This window comes from Phenylobacterium sp., assembly GCF_036263695.1.
In the GTDB taxonomy this organism is placed as follows: domain Bacteria; phylum Pseudomonadota; class Alphaproteobacteria; order Caulobacterales; family Caulobacteraceae; genus Phenylobacterium.
This window is the reverse complement of sequence record NZ_DATAGM010000156.1, coordinates 1-15,607: the sequence shown is the minus strand read 5'-3', so window position 1 is coordinate 15,607 and position 15,607 is coordinate 1. Positions and strand designations below refer to the sequence as shown.

The following is a 15,607-nucleotide window of genomic DNA, read 5'->3' as shown; positions in this document are numbered from 1 at the left end:
TGACGGTACCAAAAACCGCAGTGTTACCATTACACCATTCCCCAGCAGGAACGGCGGCGGGGGCGCCCCCGCGGCGAGGCGTCGAGATAGCGCAAGCCCTGCGCCGATGCAACGCCCCGACGCTGCTTGCGAGCCCCAAGTCGCTCCTCTATAAGGCGCCCTCCCAAGTCGGAGTGTAGCTCAGTCTGGTAGAGCACCGTGTTCGGGACGCGGGGGTCGCAGGTTCGAATCCTGCCACTCCGACCAACTTGCAGGGTCCGGATCCCGACCGGACCGATCCGCCGGCCGGGCGGCGGCGCACCCTCCTCGGTCCGCGTGCTGAGTCTGTTTGAGCTCGGCCGCAGCGGCCCCCTTCCCTTGCCCTCGCCGACGGCCGATATACGGACGCGCGATCTCTTGCCCCGGGGCGGCCAAGCACACCCATGAAGCAGTTCCTCATCACCATGGCCGGCGTGTTCGCTGGCCTGGTCATCTTCGTCATCGGCGTACCCGTCCTGCTGGTGATGATGGCGGCCTCGGCGGCCAGGCCTGAGCCGCTGCCGGCCCAGGCGGTGCTGGAGCTCGATCTGCGCAACGGGCTGACCGACCAGGACGCCCAGAACCCGCTGATCTCCTGGGGCAGCCGGTCGATGTCGGTGATGAGCGTCATCGAGAGCCTGCGCCGGGCGGAGACCGACGGGCGGGTCAAGGGCGTGCTGGTGCGGCTGCCGGAGAGCGGCGTCGCGCCCGCCGCGGCCGACGAGCTGCGCCTGGCGCTGAAGCGCTTCCGCGCCGCCGGCAAGCCGGTGTTCGCCCACAGCCAGGGCATCTACCCGGCCGGCGTGGTCACCTCGACCTACATGCTGGGCGCGGCCGCCGACGAGTTCTGGATGCAGCCGGCCGCCGCGCTGCAGGTGACGGGCCTGGCCACCGAGGACGTGTTCCTCAAGCGCGCCTTCGACAAGTACGGCGTCGAGGCCGAGTTCGAGCAGCGCCAGGAGTACAAGAACGCCGTCAACCAGTACCTCTACAGCGACTACACGCCCGAGCACCGCGAGGCGCAGCTGTCCTGGATGGGCTCCATTTACCGCAGCGCCGTGGTCACCGCCGCCCTAGACCGCAAGAAGGACCCGGCGGCGCTGCAGGCGGCGCTGGAAGCCGGCCCCCATCTCGCCGAAGAGGCCCTGCGGCAGGGGCTGATCGACAAGGTCGGCCAGGTGAAGGACGCCGAAACGGCGCTGCTCGGCAAGGCCGGCGGCGAGGCCAAGCTGGTCGACTTCGAGGACTACCTGAACCAGGGCCGGCGCCGCGACGAGACCGGCCAGGCGATCGCGGTGGTCGAGGGCGAGGGCGCCATCGTCACCGGCGAGAACGGGGTCGCCAACCCGCTCACCGGCGGCTCGACCATCTACGCCGACGAGATCGCCGATGCGATCTACGAGGCCGTCGACGACGACGACGTGAAGGCGATCGTCCTGCGGGTGAACTCGCCGGGCGGCTCCGACACCGCCTCCGAGCAGATCGCCGCGGCCGTGCGCGCCGCCAAGGCGGCCAGGAAGCCGGTGGTGGTCAGCATGGGGACCTACGCGGCCTCAGGCGGCTACTGGATCGCCAGCGAGGCCTCATCGATCATCGCCCAGCCGACGACGCTCACCGGCTCCATCGGCGTCTACGGCGGCAAGCTGGCGCTCGGGCCGGCGCTGGAGCGATTCGGCGTCGATCTGCGGCAGACCAGCGTCGGCGGCGGCTACGCGGACGCCTACAGCCTCGGCCAGGGCTTCGGCCCGGAGGACGAGGTCGCCTTCGGCCGGTGGATGGATCAGATCTACGAGAACTTCGTCGCCCGCGTCGCCAAGGGCCGGAACCTGCCGGTCGAGCGGGTGCGCGAGATCGCCCGCGGCCGCGTCTGGACCGGGGCGCAGGCCCGCGAGCTCGGGCTGGTGGACGAGGTCGGCGGCTTCTACCAGGCCGTCGAGAAGGCCAAGGCGCTGGCCGGGCTGGAGGGCGATGTAAGGTTGAAGCGGATGAGCCCGCAGGACTCGCCGTTCGAAGCGCTCGAACAGCTTCTCGGCGTCAGCGCCGCCTCGGCCCGCACGCTGGCGGCGGCCGCCTGGCTGATGGGCGATCCGCGGGCCGAAGCGCTGCTGGACGAGGTGGCCCGGGCGCGCATGGCGCAAGGCCGGGCCCTGGTGCTGTCGCCGACGCCGGTCCGCTGAGCCGCCTCAGCGCACGTTGCGCCGCATGTACTCGGCCGGGGGGCGGAAGGTGACCAGCCGCCGGCCGTAGTCGATCTCGACGCTGTTGAACTGGCGCAGCACGTCGGCGCCGACCAGCAGGGCCGGCCGCTCGGTCAGCTCCCACAGCGTGAAGATGTGCAGGTCCGCAAAGGCGATGCTCATGTTGCCCACCAGCAGGCCGCCGAGCCGCAGGGGCGGCATGGCGGCGATCTCACCGACCATCGTCTGGCCGGTGGCGCTGATCAGCGGCGCCTTGTAGAGCCGCTCGGCGAAGCCGGTGTTGCGGCGCGCCACGGCCGCCTTCAGCGCCCCGTTGCCGACCGTGTTCTGTGAGCCGGAATCGAGGAAGGCGACGACCTTCACCCCGGCGATTTCGGCATCCACGATGATCAGCTGGCCGAAGCGGATGCGGGCCGGGACCACGAACAACGGATCGCGCCCCTGGCGAACACCGCCAAGGCTGAAGGTCGGCATGGCGCTAGGCCGCGGGCCCGAGCGGGCGATATCGAGCCGCCGGTTCCTGTAGTCCATGATCAGACGGCGACCGCGCAGTATGTCCATGCCGAGCAGTCCGTCGGCGCCAAGTCGCCCGCGCGGCATTATCGGCATCCTCGGAACGGGCTCTGAAATCGTGCCGACGTTCAGCTTACGCACCTGGGTCAGGTCGGTTAGCTGAGATCCAGCGATGCCGTGCACCAGCGCCTGGCCGATGTTCGGCAGGCCCAGCTGCTGGGCGATCTCGCGGGCGACAACCGAGACGTTGGCGCCAGTGTCGACGACGAACTCCAGCGGCCCCTTCCCTTCCAGCCGGACCGGCACGGTCATCCGGGTTGTCGCGTCGAAGGCGGTCTCCAGCATTTGCCCATCGGGGCCGGGCGAGGGAGGGGCCTGAACGAGATTGACCATCGCCGCCGGCGCGACGGCGCAGCCGCCCGCGGCGAGCAGGCCCGAGAGGGCCGTGCGCCTCGACCAGGCGCCGGCGGTGAGGCTGGAAGGCTTGCGGTTCACCTCGGAAGGCTAGGGCGGTTCGGGCGCAAACGAAAAGAGCGGCGGATTGCTCCGCCGCTCTTCGTTGGTTGACCTGAAGGTCCGGCTTAGAAGCGGACCTTGATCCCGACGAACGCCGACCGCCCGAAGACGTCGTAGTAGGCCGGGATGGTGTCCAGCGCCTGGGTCCCCGACTGGCTGGTCGGGAAGAACGGCGGCTCCTGGTCGAACAGGTTGGTGATGCCGCCGTAGGCCTCGACCTGGTCGGTGACCGCAACCCGCAGGCTCAGGTCGTGGTACCAGTGGTCGTCGATGTCCACGATGGCGTCCTCGCCGAACAGGTCGGCCGGGGCGCTCTTAGCTTCGCCGATGTAGCGGGCCACCCACGAGGTCTTCCACTTGCCCACCTGCCAGGTGAACGTGGTGTTGCCCTGGGTTTCGAGCCAGCCCTGGTCCGAGGTCGAGCCGCCGGCCGCGCCGAGGAAGTCGATCGGGTCGGAGCCGGGGATCGGGACTTCCTTCACCTTGTCGTAGAAGGTCCAGATCGAGCTGACGCTGAACCGGCCCCAGTTGTCGGCGGCCGAGAACATCTGACCCCAGTCGAAGCCCCAGTTCACCTCCAGGTCCACGCCCGAGAGCTCGAGCGAGGAGATGTTCTGCAGCTGGTCGTCGACCGCGGTGAGCACGTAGTTCGCGCCCGGAACGGCCGGGTCGGTGCCGCGGGTGATCGCGTCACAGAACACGTCACGCTGCGGACCGGAGGTGGTGTAGCAGAGCTGCGCGATGTCCTGACGGCCGATGGTGCTGATCAGGCCCTCGAGCTCGATCTCGAAGCGGTCGACCGACACGGTCAGGTCGCTGAAGATCTCGGGCATGAAGTCGAACCGCCCGGCCTGCAGCACCACACCGTAGGTGAGCGTGTCGGCGATTTCGGGCATCAGATCCGGGTTGCCGCCGACGAAGCCGGTGACGCCCTGGATGACGGTGAGCGGCGGATCGTAGTCCGCCGGAACGCCCGCCGCCTGGCAGTTAGCGCGCAGGGTCGCGTTGGTGCTCGAGCCCCACAGGATGCAGGGGTCGTCGACCACACCGAAGGTCTGGGCGACGCCCGTCACTTCGCCGAGCACCGGAGCTCGGACCGCGCGGTTCTGCATGACGCGGGCGCGGACGCCGCTGACCGGCTCCCACTGGAAGCCGTACTTGTAGGTTTCGTACTTGCCGCCGACGTTGGCGTCCGACCAGCGGTAGGCGCCTTCGAGCGTCAGCTCCTTGGCGAACGGCATGTCACGCAGCACCGGGACGACGACTTCGGTGAAGATTTCGTCCGTGGTGAAGGTGGTCTCTTCCGAGTCGCTGATCTGGTTGCCGGTGGTCAGGCCGAGGTTGATGTCGGTCGAGTAGTCCTCGAACGCGGTGATGCGGCGGGACTCGACACCGAGCGTGGCCTGGAGCGGACCGGCGGGCAGTTCGAAGAGCGAGCCGGACAGGAAGGCCAGCGCGTTTTCGAGCTGCGCTTCCGAGCGGACGCCGCCGCTGCGGACCAGATAGGCCCGCTCTGCGTCGCTATAGCCGTCGAACGGATTGATCGGCACGCAGCCTTGGGCCCGTGCGACCGCATCGACGCACTGGTAGGTGGTGGCGCCGGGCGCGGTCGGCTCGAGGCGCAGGCCGTGGTAGAGGGCGTCACGCGCGACGAGGCCTTCGGTGACCGCGTCTAGAGTCGTACGGCCGAAGACGTACGACGCCTCGTAGCGCCAGTCGCTGCCGATGCCGAACAGGTTGTCGAAGTCGCCCTCAACGCCGGCGACCACGCGAACGGTCTGACGCAGGTTCTGCGCGCCGCGGCCGCCCAGATCCTGGAAGCGCTGCCACCAGGTGATCTCGTCGTCGCCGGAGGCGAGCACCAGGGCGGCGAGTTCGGTCGGGAAGAACGGATAGTTGGCGGGGATCGACGGCTCGAGCACGCCCGAAACCAGGTCGGTGTCCGACGAGAACGGGTGAGCTTCGAAGGGCGCGTCGGTTTCGGACGAGCCATAATTCACTTCGACGAAGGCGTTCATCCCTTCGGTGAGTTCGAAGTCAGCGTCGGCCGCGACCATGATCCGCTCGGTCGGGATGGCCAGGGTGCGTTGAGCGTTACGGTTATAACCGTGAGACGTGACGGCGAACGGCACGACCGAGCCGCCCACAAACGTATAGCTGGAGGACGGAGCGCCCTCGACGAAGTAGCGGCCGGTCAGCGGCACGCCCGAACGGACGCCCGGATCGCGGCGCGGTGCGGCGGGGGGCGACCAGAAGAAGTCCGTCTCGCAGAGGTAACGATCGGCGCAGCTCACCAGGCCCTGGTAGTCGTACTGAACCGTCACGCCCGCGTGGCCGCGGTCGAAGCTGGCGCCGAAGCGCGCGAAGGCCGTCGGGTTGATGTTGTCGTGGTGGGCGAGCGAGGCGCCGTAGGAGAAGCCGGCCTCGAAGCCTTCGAATTCCTTGTCGGTGATGACGTTCACCACACCCGACACGGCGTCCGCGCCGTAAACGGCCGAGGCGCCGCCCGTCATGATGTCGATGCGCGAAATGTTCGCCGACGGAATGGTGTTCAGGTCGACCGAGTTGTCGAAGATGGTTCCGGACGGCGCGCGACGGCCGTTGATCAGCACGAGCGAGCGTTGCGAACCCAGGTTACGCAGGTTGACCGTGTTCAGGCCCGACGAGGTCGTGCCCGAGAAGGTCGACTGGGTCCGGGAGCCGCCGAAGGACGGAGCGAACTGCGGCAGGGTGACCAGGGCGTCGGAGATGTTCTCCAGGCCTTGGTTCTCCAGGCGCTCGGTCGTCGCCACCGTCACCGGCGTCGGCGATTCCAGGTTCGGACGGACGATGCGGGAGCCGGTGACGACCAGCTCCTCGACCTCGGCGCCCTCTTGGGCCATGGCCGGCGCGGCCGCGAGCGCCGCAGCCACAGCGCCCATCAGCATCGACGACGCCAGCAGACGCCCGCGATTGGATGTCGTTCTCAAGGTTGTGATCCTCCAGCGGTCCGCCAGGCCCAGAAGGCGGCGATGCCCGCTCCCCACAGTCAAAGGTCGAACCCGGGGCCGAGATTGGCCGCGGTTACGGCGGAGTTACGGAGGTTACCCCCGAAGGGTCAACGAGGATTACGGCTGCGTAATCCTCTTGGCGCCAAGCTGTCGCTTTCTGGTCACAGATTGCTGCTTCAGAGCCCGCTCGCGCACGATTGTTGCCGCCTAGCGGCCCTTTTCGCCCTTAACGCATAGGTAACGGGTCGGATGGCGGTCGACGATGTTGTCGACCCAGCCGGTGATCTTCGGGTTCACCAGGTTCCGGCTGACGCCGAAGGTCGTGGGGACCACATTGTCATCGGCGAGCAGGATGGTCTCCGCCTGACGAAGGTATTCGGCCCGCTTGTTGACGTCGGGTTCGCGGTCGGCCTTGTTCAGAAGGTCATCGTAGGCCGGATTGCGATAGTCGCCGTAGTTCTGCGGCCCGGAGTCGGATCTCATCAGGTACAGGAAGCTCATCGGGTCGTTGTAGTCGGCCACCCAGCCGGCGTCGGCGACATCGAAGTCGCGGGCGCGGTAGGCGGCGTAGGCGATCTGGGTCTCGTTCTGCACCAGCTTGGCGTCGACGCCGATCGCCTTCCAGTCGGCCTGGATGGCGGCCATCTGCAGCGGGATCTCGGTGCTGCCGCGGTGTTTGATCTCGAAGGTCAGCTTGCGGCCGCCCGGGCCGTAGCCGGCCTGGGCCAGCAGCCGGCGGGCCTCGGCCTGTCGCCGATCGAGCGGCCAGGCAGCCCACTCCGGCGGCGTGGCCTGGGAATAGTTGGCCACCCCCGGCGGGACGAAGGTGTAGGCCGGCTTCTGCCCGGCCCGCAGGATCTTCTCGGCGATGAACTCACGGTCGATGGACATGTTCAGCGCCCGTCGCACCCGCGGATCCTTGAACGGCGGCAGGTTGGCGTTGAAAGCCAGGTAGGCGACCGTCAGGTAGGTCTCGGTGTGGACCCACTCGGGGATTTCCTGCTTCAGGAAGGCGGTGCGATTCGACTGGATGGTGGTGTTGAGGTCCAGCTCGCCGCGCCGCACCCGCCGCTCGGCGGCCACGGCGTCCGTCGTCGGGTAGAAATAAACCTGATCCACGCAGACGCTGGCCGCGTCGAAGAACCTGGGGTTCTTCACCGCCTTCACATAGTCGCCGAGCCGCCACTCCTTGATGACGTAGGGCCCGTTGGAGACATAGCGGTCGGGGCGGGTCCACTGGTCGCCGTACTTCTCGACCATGTGCTTGGGCACCGGCTGCATCGTCTGGTGCTTGGCGATCTCCGGCAGGTAGGGCGCCGGGCGCTCCAGAGTGATCTCCAGCACCTTGGGCCCGAGCGCGCGCACGCCGAGGGATTCGGGCGGCGCCTTGCCCTCGTTCACCGGCTGCGAGCCTTTAATGAAGTAGAGCAGGCTGGCGTATTCGGAGGCGGTCTTGGGATCGAGGATCCGCCGGAGCGAGAAAACGAAGTCGTCGGCGGTCACCGGCACGCCGTCCGACCAGGTCGCATCGCGCAGGTAGAAGGTCCACACCAGCCCGTCGGCGGAGGTCTCCCAGCGCTCGGCCATGCCGGGCACCGGCGTGCCGTCGGGCGCGTCCTCGGTCAGGCCGACCAGCACATCGGACAGGATGCGCGATTCCCAGATGCCGTTGATCTTGTGCGGGTCGAGCGAAATCGGCTCGGGGCCGTTGCCGATAACCAGGCAGACCTCGTCCGCAGGGCAGGCCGGGCGCGACACCTCTTGCGAACAGGCGCCCAATGCTGCCACTGCAAGGCCTGTTGCAGCCAGTTTGCCTCCGGCGCGGCCGAGGTCTTTGATGCGCAACGCGAACTTCATGGGGGGCACCGATGCCACACTTTCAAAGCGGCTTGAAGCTTGCGGCCGTTCTCGTGCTGGCGGCGCCGGCCATGGCCGCAGCTCAGGGGCGGGCGGACGATTCGCCCCGGGCCGCGCAGTTCGAGGCGCTCGTCGCCTGCCGTGCGCTCGCCGACACCACCCAGCGGCTGGCCTGCTTCGACGCGGCCGCCGCCCAGCTGGCGGAAGCCGAGAAGAGCGGCGAGATCGTCGTCGTCAGTCGCGCCCAGGCGCAAGCCGCCCGCCGCCAGGCCTTTGGCTTCAGCCTGCCGTCGCTGTCGATCTTCGACCGCACCGGCCGGCCGGAGGAGGTCGACCGCCTCACCGCCCAGGTGGACCGCGCCTACCAGAACTCCAACGGGAAGTGGGTCGTGGTGCTGAGCGACGGCGCGGTCTGGGAGCAGATCGATAGCGAGTCCGTGCCGCGTTCCCCCAGGTCCGGCTCCAAGGCGGAGATCCGCAAGGCCGCGCTCGGCAGCTTCTTCATGAACCTGGACGGTCAGAGGGCGGTCCGCGCGCGACGGGTGAAATAGCGGCTCAGCGGTCCTTCGGGTCGATCGCGTCCCGAAGGCCGTCGCCGATGAAGTTGAAGCAGAGCAGCGTCAGCACCATCGTCAGCGACGGGAAGATCAGCAGCCAGGGCGCCAGCTCCATCTCCAGCGCGCCCTGGGAAATCAGCGTGCCCAGCGAGGCCATCGGCGGCTGAACGCCGAGGCCCAGGAAGCTCAGGAAGCTCTCCGCCAGAATCACCGCGGGGATGGTCAGGGTCACATAGACCACTACCGGCCCCAGCAGGTTCGGCACGATGTGGCGGCGGATGATGGAGCCTTGCGACAGGCCCGCCGCGCGCGCGGCCTCGATGAACTCCTTCTGCTTCAGCGACAGCGTCTGGCCGCGCACGATGCGGCTCATGGTCAGCCACTCGACGGCGCCGATGGCGACGAAGATCAGGATGAAGTTCCGGCCGAAGGTGACCATCAGCAGGATCACGAAGAAGATGAAGGGCAGCGAGTAGAGCACGTCGACGATGCGCATCATCGCCTCGTCCAGCCGCCCGCCCACGTAGCCGGCGATGGCCCCCCAGGCGACCCCGATGAGCAGCGAGACGAAGGTCGCCACGAAGCCGATCGCCAGCGACACCCTAAGGCCGATCAGCAACCGGGCCAGCACGTCGCGGCCTAGCGCGTCCGCGCCCATCAGATGGCCGTTGCTCAGCGGCGGGGACCAGACGTCCGGCTTGTTCACCTGGTCGTAGGTGAAGGGCACGAACAGCGGCCCGAAGGCGGCGGCCAGCACCAGCAGGCCCAGGACCACCATGCCGGTGACCGCGGCTTTGTTGCGCATCAGCCGGCGGCGGGCGTCGTCCCACAGGCTGCGGCCCTTGACGGCGCGCTCCATGAGTTCGGCGCCGGCCCGCGAGCCGGGCGTGAAGACGGTGCTGGTCATGCGAGCTTCACGCGCGGGTCGAGGGCCGCATAGAGCAGGTCGGCGATCAGGTTCAGGACGAGGATCAGGGCGGCGTAGAAGATCACCATGCCCATGACCACCGTGTAGTCGCGCTGCATGGCGGAGATGACGAAGAACTTGCCCAGCCCCGGCAGGTTGAAGATCTGCTCAACCACAAGGGAGCCGGTCAGCAGGCCGGCGCAGGCCGGGCCCAGGTAGCTGACCAGCGGCAGCAGGGCCGCGCGCAAGGCGTGCTTGGTGACGATGCGGTGCTCAGGCAGGCCCTTGGCCCGAGCGGTGCGGACGTAGTTGGAGTGCAGCACCTCGACCATCCCGGCCCGGGTCAGGCGCGAGATGATCGCGATCTGCGGCAGGGCCAGCACGATCACCGGCAGGATCAGGTTCTTGAGCGCCCCGTTGTTCCACCCCCCGTTGGGCAGCAGCTGCAGCTTGGAGGCGAAGAACAGAATCAGCACCGGGGCGGTGACGAAGGTGGGGATGCAGACCCCCAAGATGGCCACCGTCATCACCCCGTAGTCCGCCGGCCGGTTCTGCCGAAGCGCCGCCACGACGCCCAACGCCACCCCGATGATGGAGGCCAGGATGATGGCGTAGCCGCCGATCCGCAGGCTGACGGGGTAGTTCTCCTTGAGGATGTCGAGGACCGTCTTGTCCCTGTACTTCAACGACGGGCCGAAATCGCCGCGCACGGCGTCGCCCAGGTAGGCGAAGTATTGTTCGTGCAGCGGCTTATCGAGGCCGTACTTGGCCTTCACGTTGCGCTCGATCTCGGGAGACAGCTTGCGGTCCAGGTCGAACGGCGAGCCGGGCGCCGCGCGCATCATGAAGAAGGCGACGGTGACGACCAGGAAGAGGGTCGGTATGGCCACCAGCAGGCGGCGGCCTATGAAACGCAACATCTAGGGCTCGCGGCGAAGGGCCTTCCGGGGCCCGGGCGTTGCGAAACTTTCATCCGCCCCCGATGATGTCAACGAACCCTCCCGTTTCCTCCGGCGAACCAGCGACATGGCCCAGTTCCGACGCGTCACCGACCAGCTGTCGGTCAGTCCCCAGATAACCGTGGACGATGTGGAGACGGCCGCCCGGCAAGGCTTCCGCACCATCATCAACAATCGCCCCGACGGCGAGGAGCCCGGCCAGCCGACCAGCCGCGAGATCGAGGCGGCCGCCGCCGCCGCAGGGCTGGCCTATGTCCACATCCCGGTGCGCGGCATGCCGACGCCCGAACAGATCGAGGGCGAGCGCCGGCTGCTGGAGAGCGCGGACGGCCCCGTGCTGGCCTACTGCCGCTCGGGCACCCGCTCCATCGTCACCTGGGCGGTCGGCCAGGCGCAGGCCGGCGCGCGCGAGCGGGCCGAGCTGCAGCGGCTGGGCGCCGAAGCCGGCTACGACCTCTCGAACGTGCTCTAGACGATCGGACGCGCCGGCGGCCGCCCGCCTCCAGACGGCTCGCCGACGCGCCGACGGCGTGCGCGGACTGCGCGCGCTCGCCAGGCGCCCTCCTCCCCCCGGAAGAGAGCGCAAACTCAGCCGTGCGGCGAGAGCTCGATCCGCACGACGCCCGCCGGCGGCTCGCAGGCCGCCAGGGCGAGCTGCGCCCAAACGAGACAGATCACGGCGAAACAGGCCCGCTGGAGCCGTTTCGAGACAAATATCGCCGCATCCGCCAGCAAGAGCGCCTCCCGAAGGGCTGTCGCACAGCCGCTAGGCAAGACCCGGGCCGCGGCTTAGGGTCGGCCGCCATGATCCCCTATGTGCGCGACATCCAGTTCGAATACGGCCGCTGCGACGAGGTCTCGCCGCTGATCCGGCGGGTGGTGGCCAACAATCCCGGGCCGTTCACCTTCACCGGCACCGGCACCTACATCGTCGGCCGCGGCCAGGTGGCGGTGATCGACCCCGGCCCAGACCAGCCCGAGCACCTGGAGGCCATCTTGGCCGCCGTCGAGGGCGAGCGGGTCACCCACATCCTGATCACCCACCACCACTCCGACCACTCTCCACTGGCGAAGCCGCTGCAGGAGCGAACCGGCGCGCCGATCTACGGGTGCGCGGTGGAGGACAAGGCGGTGGCCGACGACTCCAAGGTGCGGACGGAGGCCGGCCACGACCTCGGCTTTGCGCCGGACGTCAGCCTGTGCGGCGGCGGCCAGGTGATCGAGGGCAAGGGCTGGACGGTGGAGGCGATCGCCACCCCCGGCCACACCTCGAACCACATCTGCTACGCGCTGAAGGAAGAGAACGCCTGCTTCACCGGCGACCACATCATGGGCTGGTCGACGACGGTGATCACCCCGCCGGACGGGGACATGAGCGACTACTTCCGCAGCCTGGACCTCATCAAGTCGCGGGGCTTTTCGACCCTGTGGCCGACCCACGGCCCGCCGGTGCGCGACGTCACCCCCTTCATCGACGCCTATATCGCCCACCGCCGCTCGCGTGAGGCTCAGGTGGAGAAGGCGGTGCGGGACGGCTACCACCGGATCCGGGACATGGTCCCGGTGCTCTACGCGGACGTGGACCCGCGGCTGCACCCGGCCGCCGCCCGCTCGGTGTTCGGCCATATGATCGACCTCGTCCGGCAAGGCCGGCTGGTCACCGACGGCGAGGCGTCGATCGACGGTGAGTATCGGCCGGCCTGACCGGTTTACTTCACCGCGTCGGCCGCCGCCGCGGCCGCCGGCGGCGCGGCCCGGCTCCAGACGTAGCCGGCGATGGTGGCGGCGCTGATGGTGAGCGCCAGCAGGGCTCGCAGCCACATGCGGTCGAAGTCGGCGAAGATGGCGCCCATCAGCGCCAGCACGCCGGTGATGACGGTGACCAGCGCCAGCCTCGGAGAGGCCCAGGCGGCGAAGGCGGCGAAGCCCTCGGCCCAGTCCATCAGCCCGGCCCAGACCCCGACGCCGGCCACGGCCATCAGGATCGACGGGCCCAGCGCCAGCACGATGGCCAGGTTCAGGCCCCGCCGAACGAACTTCAGGGTCGGGCGCCGGCTGCGGTTGCGAGGCCGCGACTCGGGCACGTTGCGCAGCACCGTCTGAGCATCGAACGCCACGGCCGCCGCCCCCCTACGCCTTCACCGGCTGGGCCGTCGGCAGGACATAGTCCTGGAAGGTCTGGCGGATCACTTTCTTGTCGATCTTGCCCGTGGCCCCCAGCGGGATCTCGTCGACGAACACCACGTCGTCGGGCATCCACCACTTGGCGATCTTGCCCTCCAGGAAGTCGAGGAACTCCTGCTTGGTGGCGCTCTCGCCCTCCTTGAGCTTGACCAGCAGCAGCGGCCGCTCGTCCCACTTGGGGTGGGCGACGCCAATCACCGCGGCCAGCAGCGCCTTCGGGTGGCCGGTCGCCAGGTTCTCGATCTCGATGGTGCTGATCCACTCGCCGCCGGATTTGATGACGTCCTTGGCCCGGTCGGTGATCTGCATGAAGCCGTGCTCGTCGATGGTCGAGACGTCGCCGGTGTCGAAGAAGCCCTCCGGATCGAGGATCTCGCCGCCGTCGCCGCGGAAGTATTCGCGCACCACGAACGGCCCCTTCACCTTCAGCTTGCCGAAGGTCGACCCGTCGTGCGGCAGGCGCTTGTTCTCGTCGTCCACCAGCTTCAGCTCGACGCTGACCGGCGGGCGGCCCTGCTTGAGACGGTAGCGCAGCTGCTCCTCCGGCGGCATGGCGGCGATGGCGGCGTTGGGCGTCGACTGGGTGCCAAGCGGGCTGGTCTCGGTCATGCCCCAGGCGTGGGTCACCTCGACGCCGAACTCGTCCCGGAAGCCGCGGACGATGGCCTCCGGCACCGCCGAGCCGCCGATGACCACCCGCTTCAGGGTCGTCAGCTTGCCGCCCGTTTCGCGCAGGTGGGCCAGCAGCATCTGCCACACGGTCGGCACCGCGGCCGAGAAGGTGACGCCTTCGCTCTCCAGGAGCTCGTGCACGGAGGCGCCGTCCAGCTTCTGGCCCGGCATCACCAGCTTGGCGCCCGCCGCGGGGGCCGAGAAGGCGATGCCCCAGGCGTTGGCGTGGAACATCGGCACCACCGGCAGCACGACGTCCTTGGCCGAGATAGCCAGCACGTCGACGCCCATCGTCACCAGGGTGTGCAGGAAGTTGGAACGGTGGGAGTAGAGCACTCCCTTGGGGTTGCCCGTCGTGCCCGAGGTGTAGCAGAGCCCCGCGGCGGTGTTCTCGTCGAAGCCGCCCCAGGCGCAGTCGGGGCCGTTCTGCTCGACCAGGTCTTCGAAGCAGAGGGCGCCCGGGAAATCGACGCCCTTCATGCCCTCGCGCTCGGTCATGATCACGTAGTGCTTCACGCTCGGCAGCTGGTCGCGGTGCTGCGTCAGGATCGGCAGGAAGGTCAGGTCGGTGAAGAGGACCTTATCTTCGGCGTGGTTGATGATGTAGCAGAGCTGCTCGGCGAACAGGCGCGGGTTCAGCGTGTGGCAGACCGCGCCGATGCCCATGATCGCGTACCACGCCTCCAGGTGCCGAGCAGTGTTCCACGCCAGGGTCGCGACCCGGTCGCCAACCTCGACGCCGAGCCCCTTCAGCGCGTTCGACAGCCGTTTGGCCCGCACATGCGCCTCGGCGTAGGTCGTCCGCACGATCGGCCCCTCGACGGAGCGGCTGACGATTTCGCGACCGCCGTGCCAGGCTTTGGCGTGGTCGAGGATCTTGTCGACCGTCAGCGGCCAGTCCTGCATCAGCCCTTGCATCGTTTCCTCCAGCTCCCCGGCGGCGCATTCTTGCGGCCCGTCCGGGGCTTACCCAATGATCGACAGTCACTTAGCCCCGCCGAGCCCCCGGCGGGAAGCCCATGACGCCGCCGCGGCCTCAGCGCCATCGGCCACGTCCATGATCAACCAGTCAATACGGCCAAGGTTTCGCGCCTGCTGCATGGCGATGGTCTCGACGGTGGCGTCCGAGGCGTCCGCCGACCGCTCGCGCACCCGCGACTCCAGCACCACAGTGGGGGCCTGCAGCCAAAGGCCATCGAAGGGGACTTCCAGCTCCCGCGCCAGCGCTTCGGCCCGCCGCCGCACCGCCTCGTCCACGAAGCTGGCGTCCAGCACCACCGACCACCCGGCCCTCAGCATCCGCTCGGCGGCGTCGAATACGGCGTCGTAGACCGCCGAATAAAACTCCGGCGCGTAGGCCTCGGCCGGCAGCCGCTCCAGCGGATCGACGCCCGCCAGCCGCTTGCGGACCTCGTCGGTGCGCAGCACCACCGCGCCAGGCGGCGCGCCGAGAGTCGGGGCCGCGGCCCGGGCGAAGGTGCTCTTGCCCGCTCCCGAGAGGCCGCCGACCGCCGCCAGCCTGGGCGGTGGCGGGGAGAGGTGGGCGCGCGCCGCGGCGATGTAGTCCCGGCCGCGCTCCACATCACCGCTGTGGACCGCCACATGCGCCCGCACCGCCGCGCGCACCGACAGCATCAGCGGCAGGACGGCCAGGCCGTCGAACACCTCTGGCCCGAAGGTCCGCGCCGACTCGTCGAGCCAGGTGGAGAGCACCCGCGCGCCCGCCTCTCCTCGTCCGCGGAAGGCCAGGTCCATCAACAGGAAGGCGATGTCGTACTGAACGTCGATGTCCGACAGCTGGTCGTTGAACTCGATGCAGTCGAACAGCACCGGCCGGCCGTCCTCCAGCAGGATGTTTCCGAGGTGCAGGTCCGCATGGCAGCGCCGCCCGAAGCCTGCGGCCTTGCGCGCCTCCAGCAGCGGCGTCGCTGCCTCGAGCGCTGTGTAAGTGCGGGCGACAAGGTCGGCCACCTCCCCCTTCCCTAGCTCCCGGGTCAGGGCGCCGAGCACCTCGGCGTTGGAATCGATGGTGTACTTCAGCGCCTTCAGGCCGCCGGCCTGCGGGCGCACCGGGGCGGCGGCATGCGACCGGGCGATCAGCCGCCCCAGCGCCTCGGCCAGATCGCCGTCCACCGCCTCGGGACGCTCCGACAGCACCGCCGTCTCGTCGAAGCGGCGCATTTCCAGAGCGTAGTCCACGACCTCGCCGGCGCCGTCGAGAGCCAGGTCACCGTCC

At 68.9% G+C, this 15,607-nt stretch carries 12 protein-coding genes and 1 tRNA gene; 5 read left to right on the top strand and 8 right to left on the bottom strand.

Annotation, left to right across the window (positions count from 1 at the left end; all coding sequences use genetic code 11):
* Positions 1-169: 169 nt before the first annotated feature.
* Together VHK87_RS06500 and sppA are read left to right on the top strand one after the other, a co-directional pair.
* A tRNA-Pro gene (locus VHK87_RS06500) sits at positions 170-246 on the top strand.
* A gap of 176 nt (positions 247-422) precedes the next feature.
* Entirely contained in the window at positions 423-2,195 is a 1,773-nt protein-coding gene (sppA, locus tag VHK87_RS06495) for a signal peptide peptidase SppA (protein WP_329634086.1), read from the top strand.
* Positions 2,196-2,201: 6 nt separating this feature from the next.
* Here sppA and VHK87_RS06490 read toward each other — a convergent pair whose 3' ends face one another.
* From VHK87_RS06490 to VHK87_RS06480, 3 genes are all read right to left on the bottom strand, one after another.
* Positions 2,202-3,224 (bottom strand): aspartyl protease family protein, encoded by a 1,023-nt coding sequence (locus tag VHK87_RS06490; RefSeq protein WP_329634085.1) that lies wholly within the window; start codon positions 3,222-3,224, stop codon positions 2,202-2,204.
* A gap of 86 nt (positions 3,225-3,310) precedes the next feature.
* On the bottom strand, positions 3,311-6,214 hold the full coding sequence (locus VHK87_RS06485) for a TonB-dependent receptor domain-containing protein (protein ID WP_329634084.1): 2,904 nt from the start codon (positions 6,212-6,214) through the stop codon (positions 3,311-3,313).
* 228 nt (positions 6,215-6,442) lie between these two features.
* Positions 6,443-7,993: a peptide ABC transporter substrate-binding protein gene (locus VHK87_RS06480; RefSeq protein ID WP_329634083.1), complete on the bottom strand. Its 1,551-nt coding sequence runs from the start codon at positions 7,991-7,993 to the stop codon at positions 6,443-6,445.
* A gap of 110 nt (positions 7,994-8,103) precedes the next feature.
* Here VHK87_RS06480 and VHK87_RS06475 point away from each other — a divergent pair, with 110 nt between their 5' ends.
* Positions 8,104-8,643: a hypothetical protein gene (locus tag VHK87_RS06475; RefSeq protein WP_329634082.1), complete on the top strand. Its 540-nt coding sequence runs from the start codon at positions 8,104-8,106 to the stop codon at positions 8,641-8,643.
* Positions 8,644-8,647: 4 nt separating this feature from the next.
* On the opposite strand, the gene VHK87_RS06470 is transcribed toward VHK87_RS06475, so the two are convergent.
* Positions 8,648-9,556, bottom strand: a complete 909-nt coding sequence (locus VHK87_RS06470) for an ABC transporter permease (protein ID WP_329634081.1) — start codon at positions 9,554-9,556, stop codon at positions 8,648-8,650.
* Positions 9,553-10,476: an oligopeptide ABC transporter permease OppB gene (gene oppB / locus VHK87_RS06465; RefSeq protein ID WP_329634080.1), complete on the bottom strand. Its 924-nt coding sequence runs from the start codon at positions 10,474-10,476 to the stop codon at positions 9,553-9,555. Before oppB ends, VHK87_RS06470 begins: the two co-directional genes overlap by 4 nt.
* Positions 10,477-10,582: 106 nt before the next feature.
* Between oppB and VHK87_RS06460 the strand changes: the two genes are divergently transcribed.
* Positions 10,583-10,987 (top strand): TIGR01244 family sulfur transferase, encoded by a 405-nt coding sequence (locus VHK87_RS06460; protein WP_329634079.1) that lies wholly within the window; start codon positions 10,583-10,585, stop codon positions 10,985-10,987.
* A gap of 332 nt (positions 10,988-11,319) precedes the next feature.
* Positions 11,320-12,219, top strand: a complete 900-nt coding sequence (locus VHK87_RS06455) for an MBL fold metallo-hydrolase (RefSeq protein ID WP_329634078.1) — start codon at positions 11,320-11,322, stop codon at positions 12,217-12,219.
* Positions 12,220-12,224: 5 nt separating this feature from the next.
* On the opposite strand, the gene VHK87_RS06450 is transcribed toward VHK87_RS06455, so the two are convergent.
* The 3 genes from VHK87_RS06450 to VHK87_RS06440 form a co-directional block, all read right to left on the bottom strand.
* Positions 12,225-12,632: a hypothetical protein gene (locus tag VHK87_RS06450; protein ID WP_329634077.1), complete on the bottom strand. Its 408-nt coding sequence runs from the start codon at positions 12,630-12,632 to the stop codon at positions 12,225-12,227.
* Between the two features lie 13 nt (positions 12,633-12,645).
* On the bottom strand, positions 12,646-14,289 hold the full coding sequence (locus VHK87_RS06445; RefSeq protein WP_329634076.1) for a long-chain-fatty-acid--CoA ligase: 1,644 nt from the start codon (positions 14,287-14,289) through the stop codon (positions 12,646-12,648).
* A 66-nt stretch (positions 14,290-14,355) separates the two neighbouring features.
* The coding region (locus VHK87_RS06440) for a bifunctional aminoglycoside phosphotransferase/ATP-binding protein (protein ID WP_329634075.1) at positions 14,356-15,607 on the bottom strand (1,252 nt) is incomplete at its 5' end.

Bases quoted from the DNA above. Each gene is read 5' to 3' on its own strand.
- sppA (WP_329634086.1), top strand. From the start codon at position 423: ATGAAGCAGTTCCTCATCACCATGGCCGGCGTGTTCGCTGGCCTGGTC.
- VHK87_RS06475 (WP_329634082.1), top strand. From the start codon at position 8,104: ATGCCACACTTTCAAAGCGGCTTGAAGCTTGCGGCCGTTCTCGTGCTG.
- VHK87_RS06470 (WP_329634081.1), bottom strand. From the start codon at position 9,556: ATGACCAGCACCGTCTTCACGCCCGGCTCGCGGGCCGGCGCCGAACTC.
- oppB (WP_329634080.1), bottom strand. From the start codon at position 10,476: ATGTTGCGTTTCATAGGCCGCCGCCTGCTGGTGGCCATACCGACCCTC.
- VHK87_RS06460 (WP_329634079.1), top strand. From the start codon at position 10,583: ATGGCCCAGTTCCGACGCGTCACCGACCAGCTGTCGGTCAGTCCCCAG.
- VHK87_RS06455 (WP_329634078.1), top strand. From the start codon at position 11,320: ATGATCCCCTATGTGCGCGACATCCAGTTCGAATACGGCCGCTGCGAC.
- VHK87_RS06445 (WP_329634076.1), bottom strand. From the start codon at position 14,289: ATGCAAGGGCTGATGCAGGACTGGCCGCTGACGGTCGACAAGATCCTC.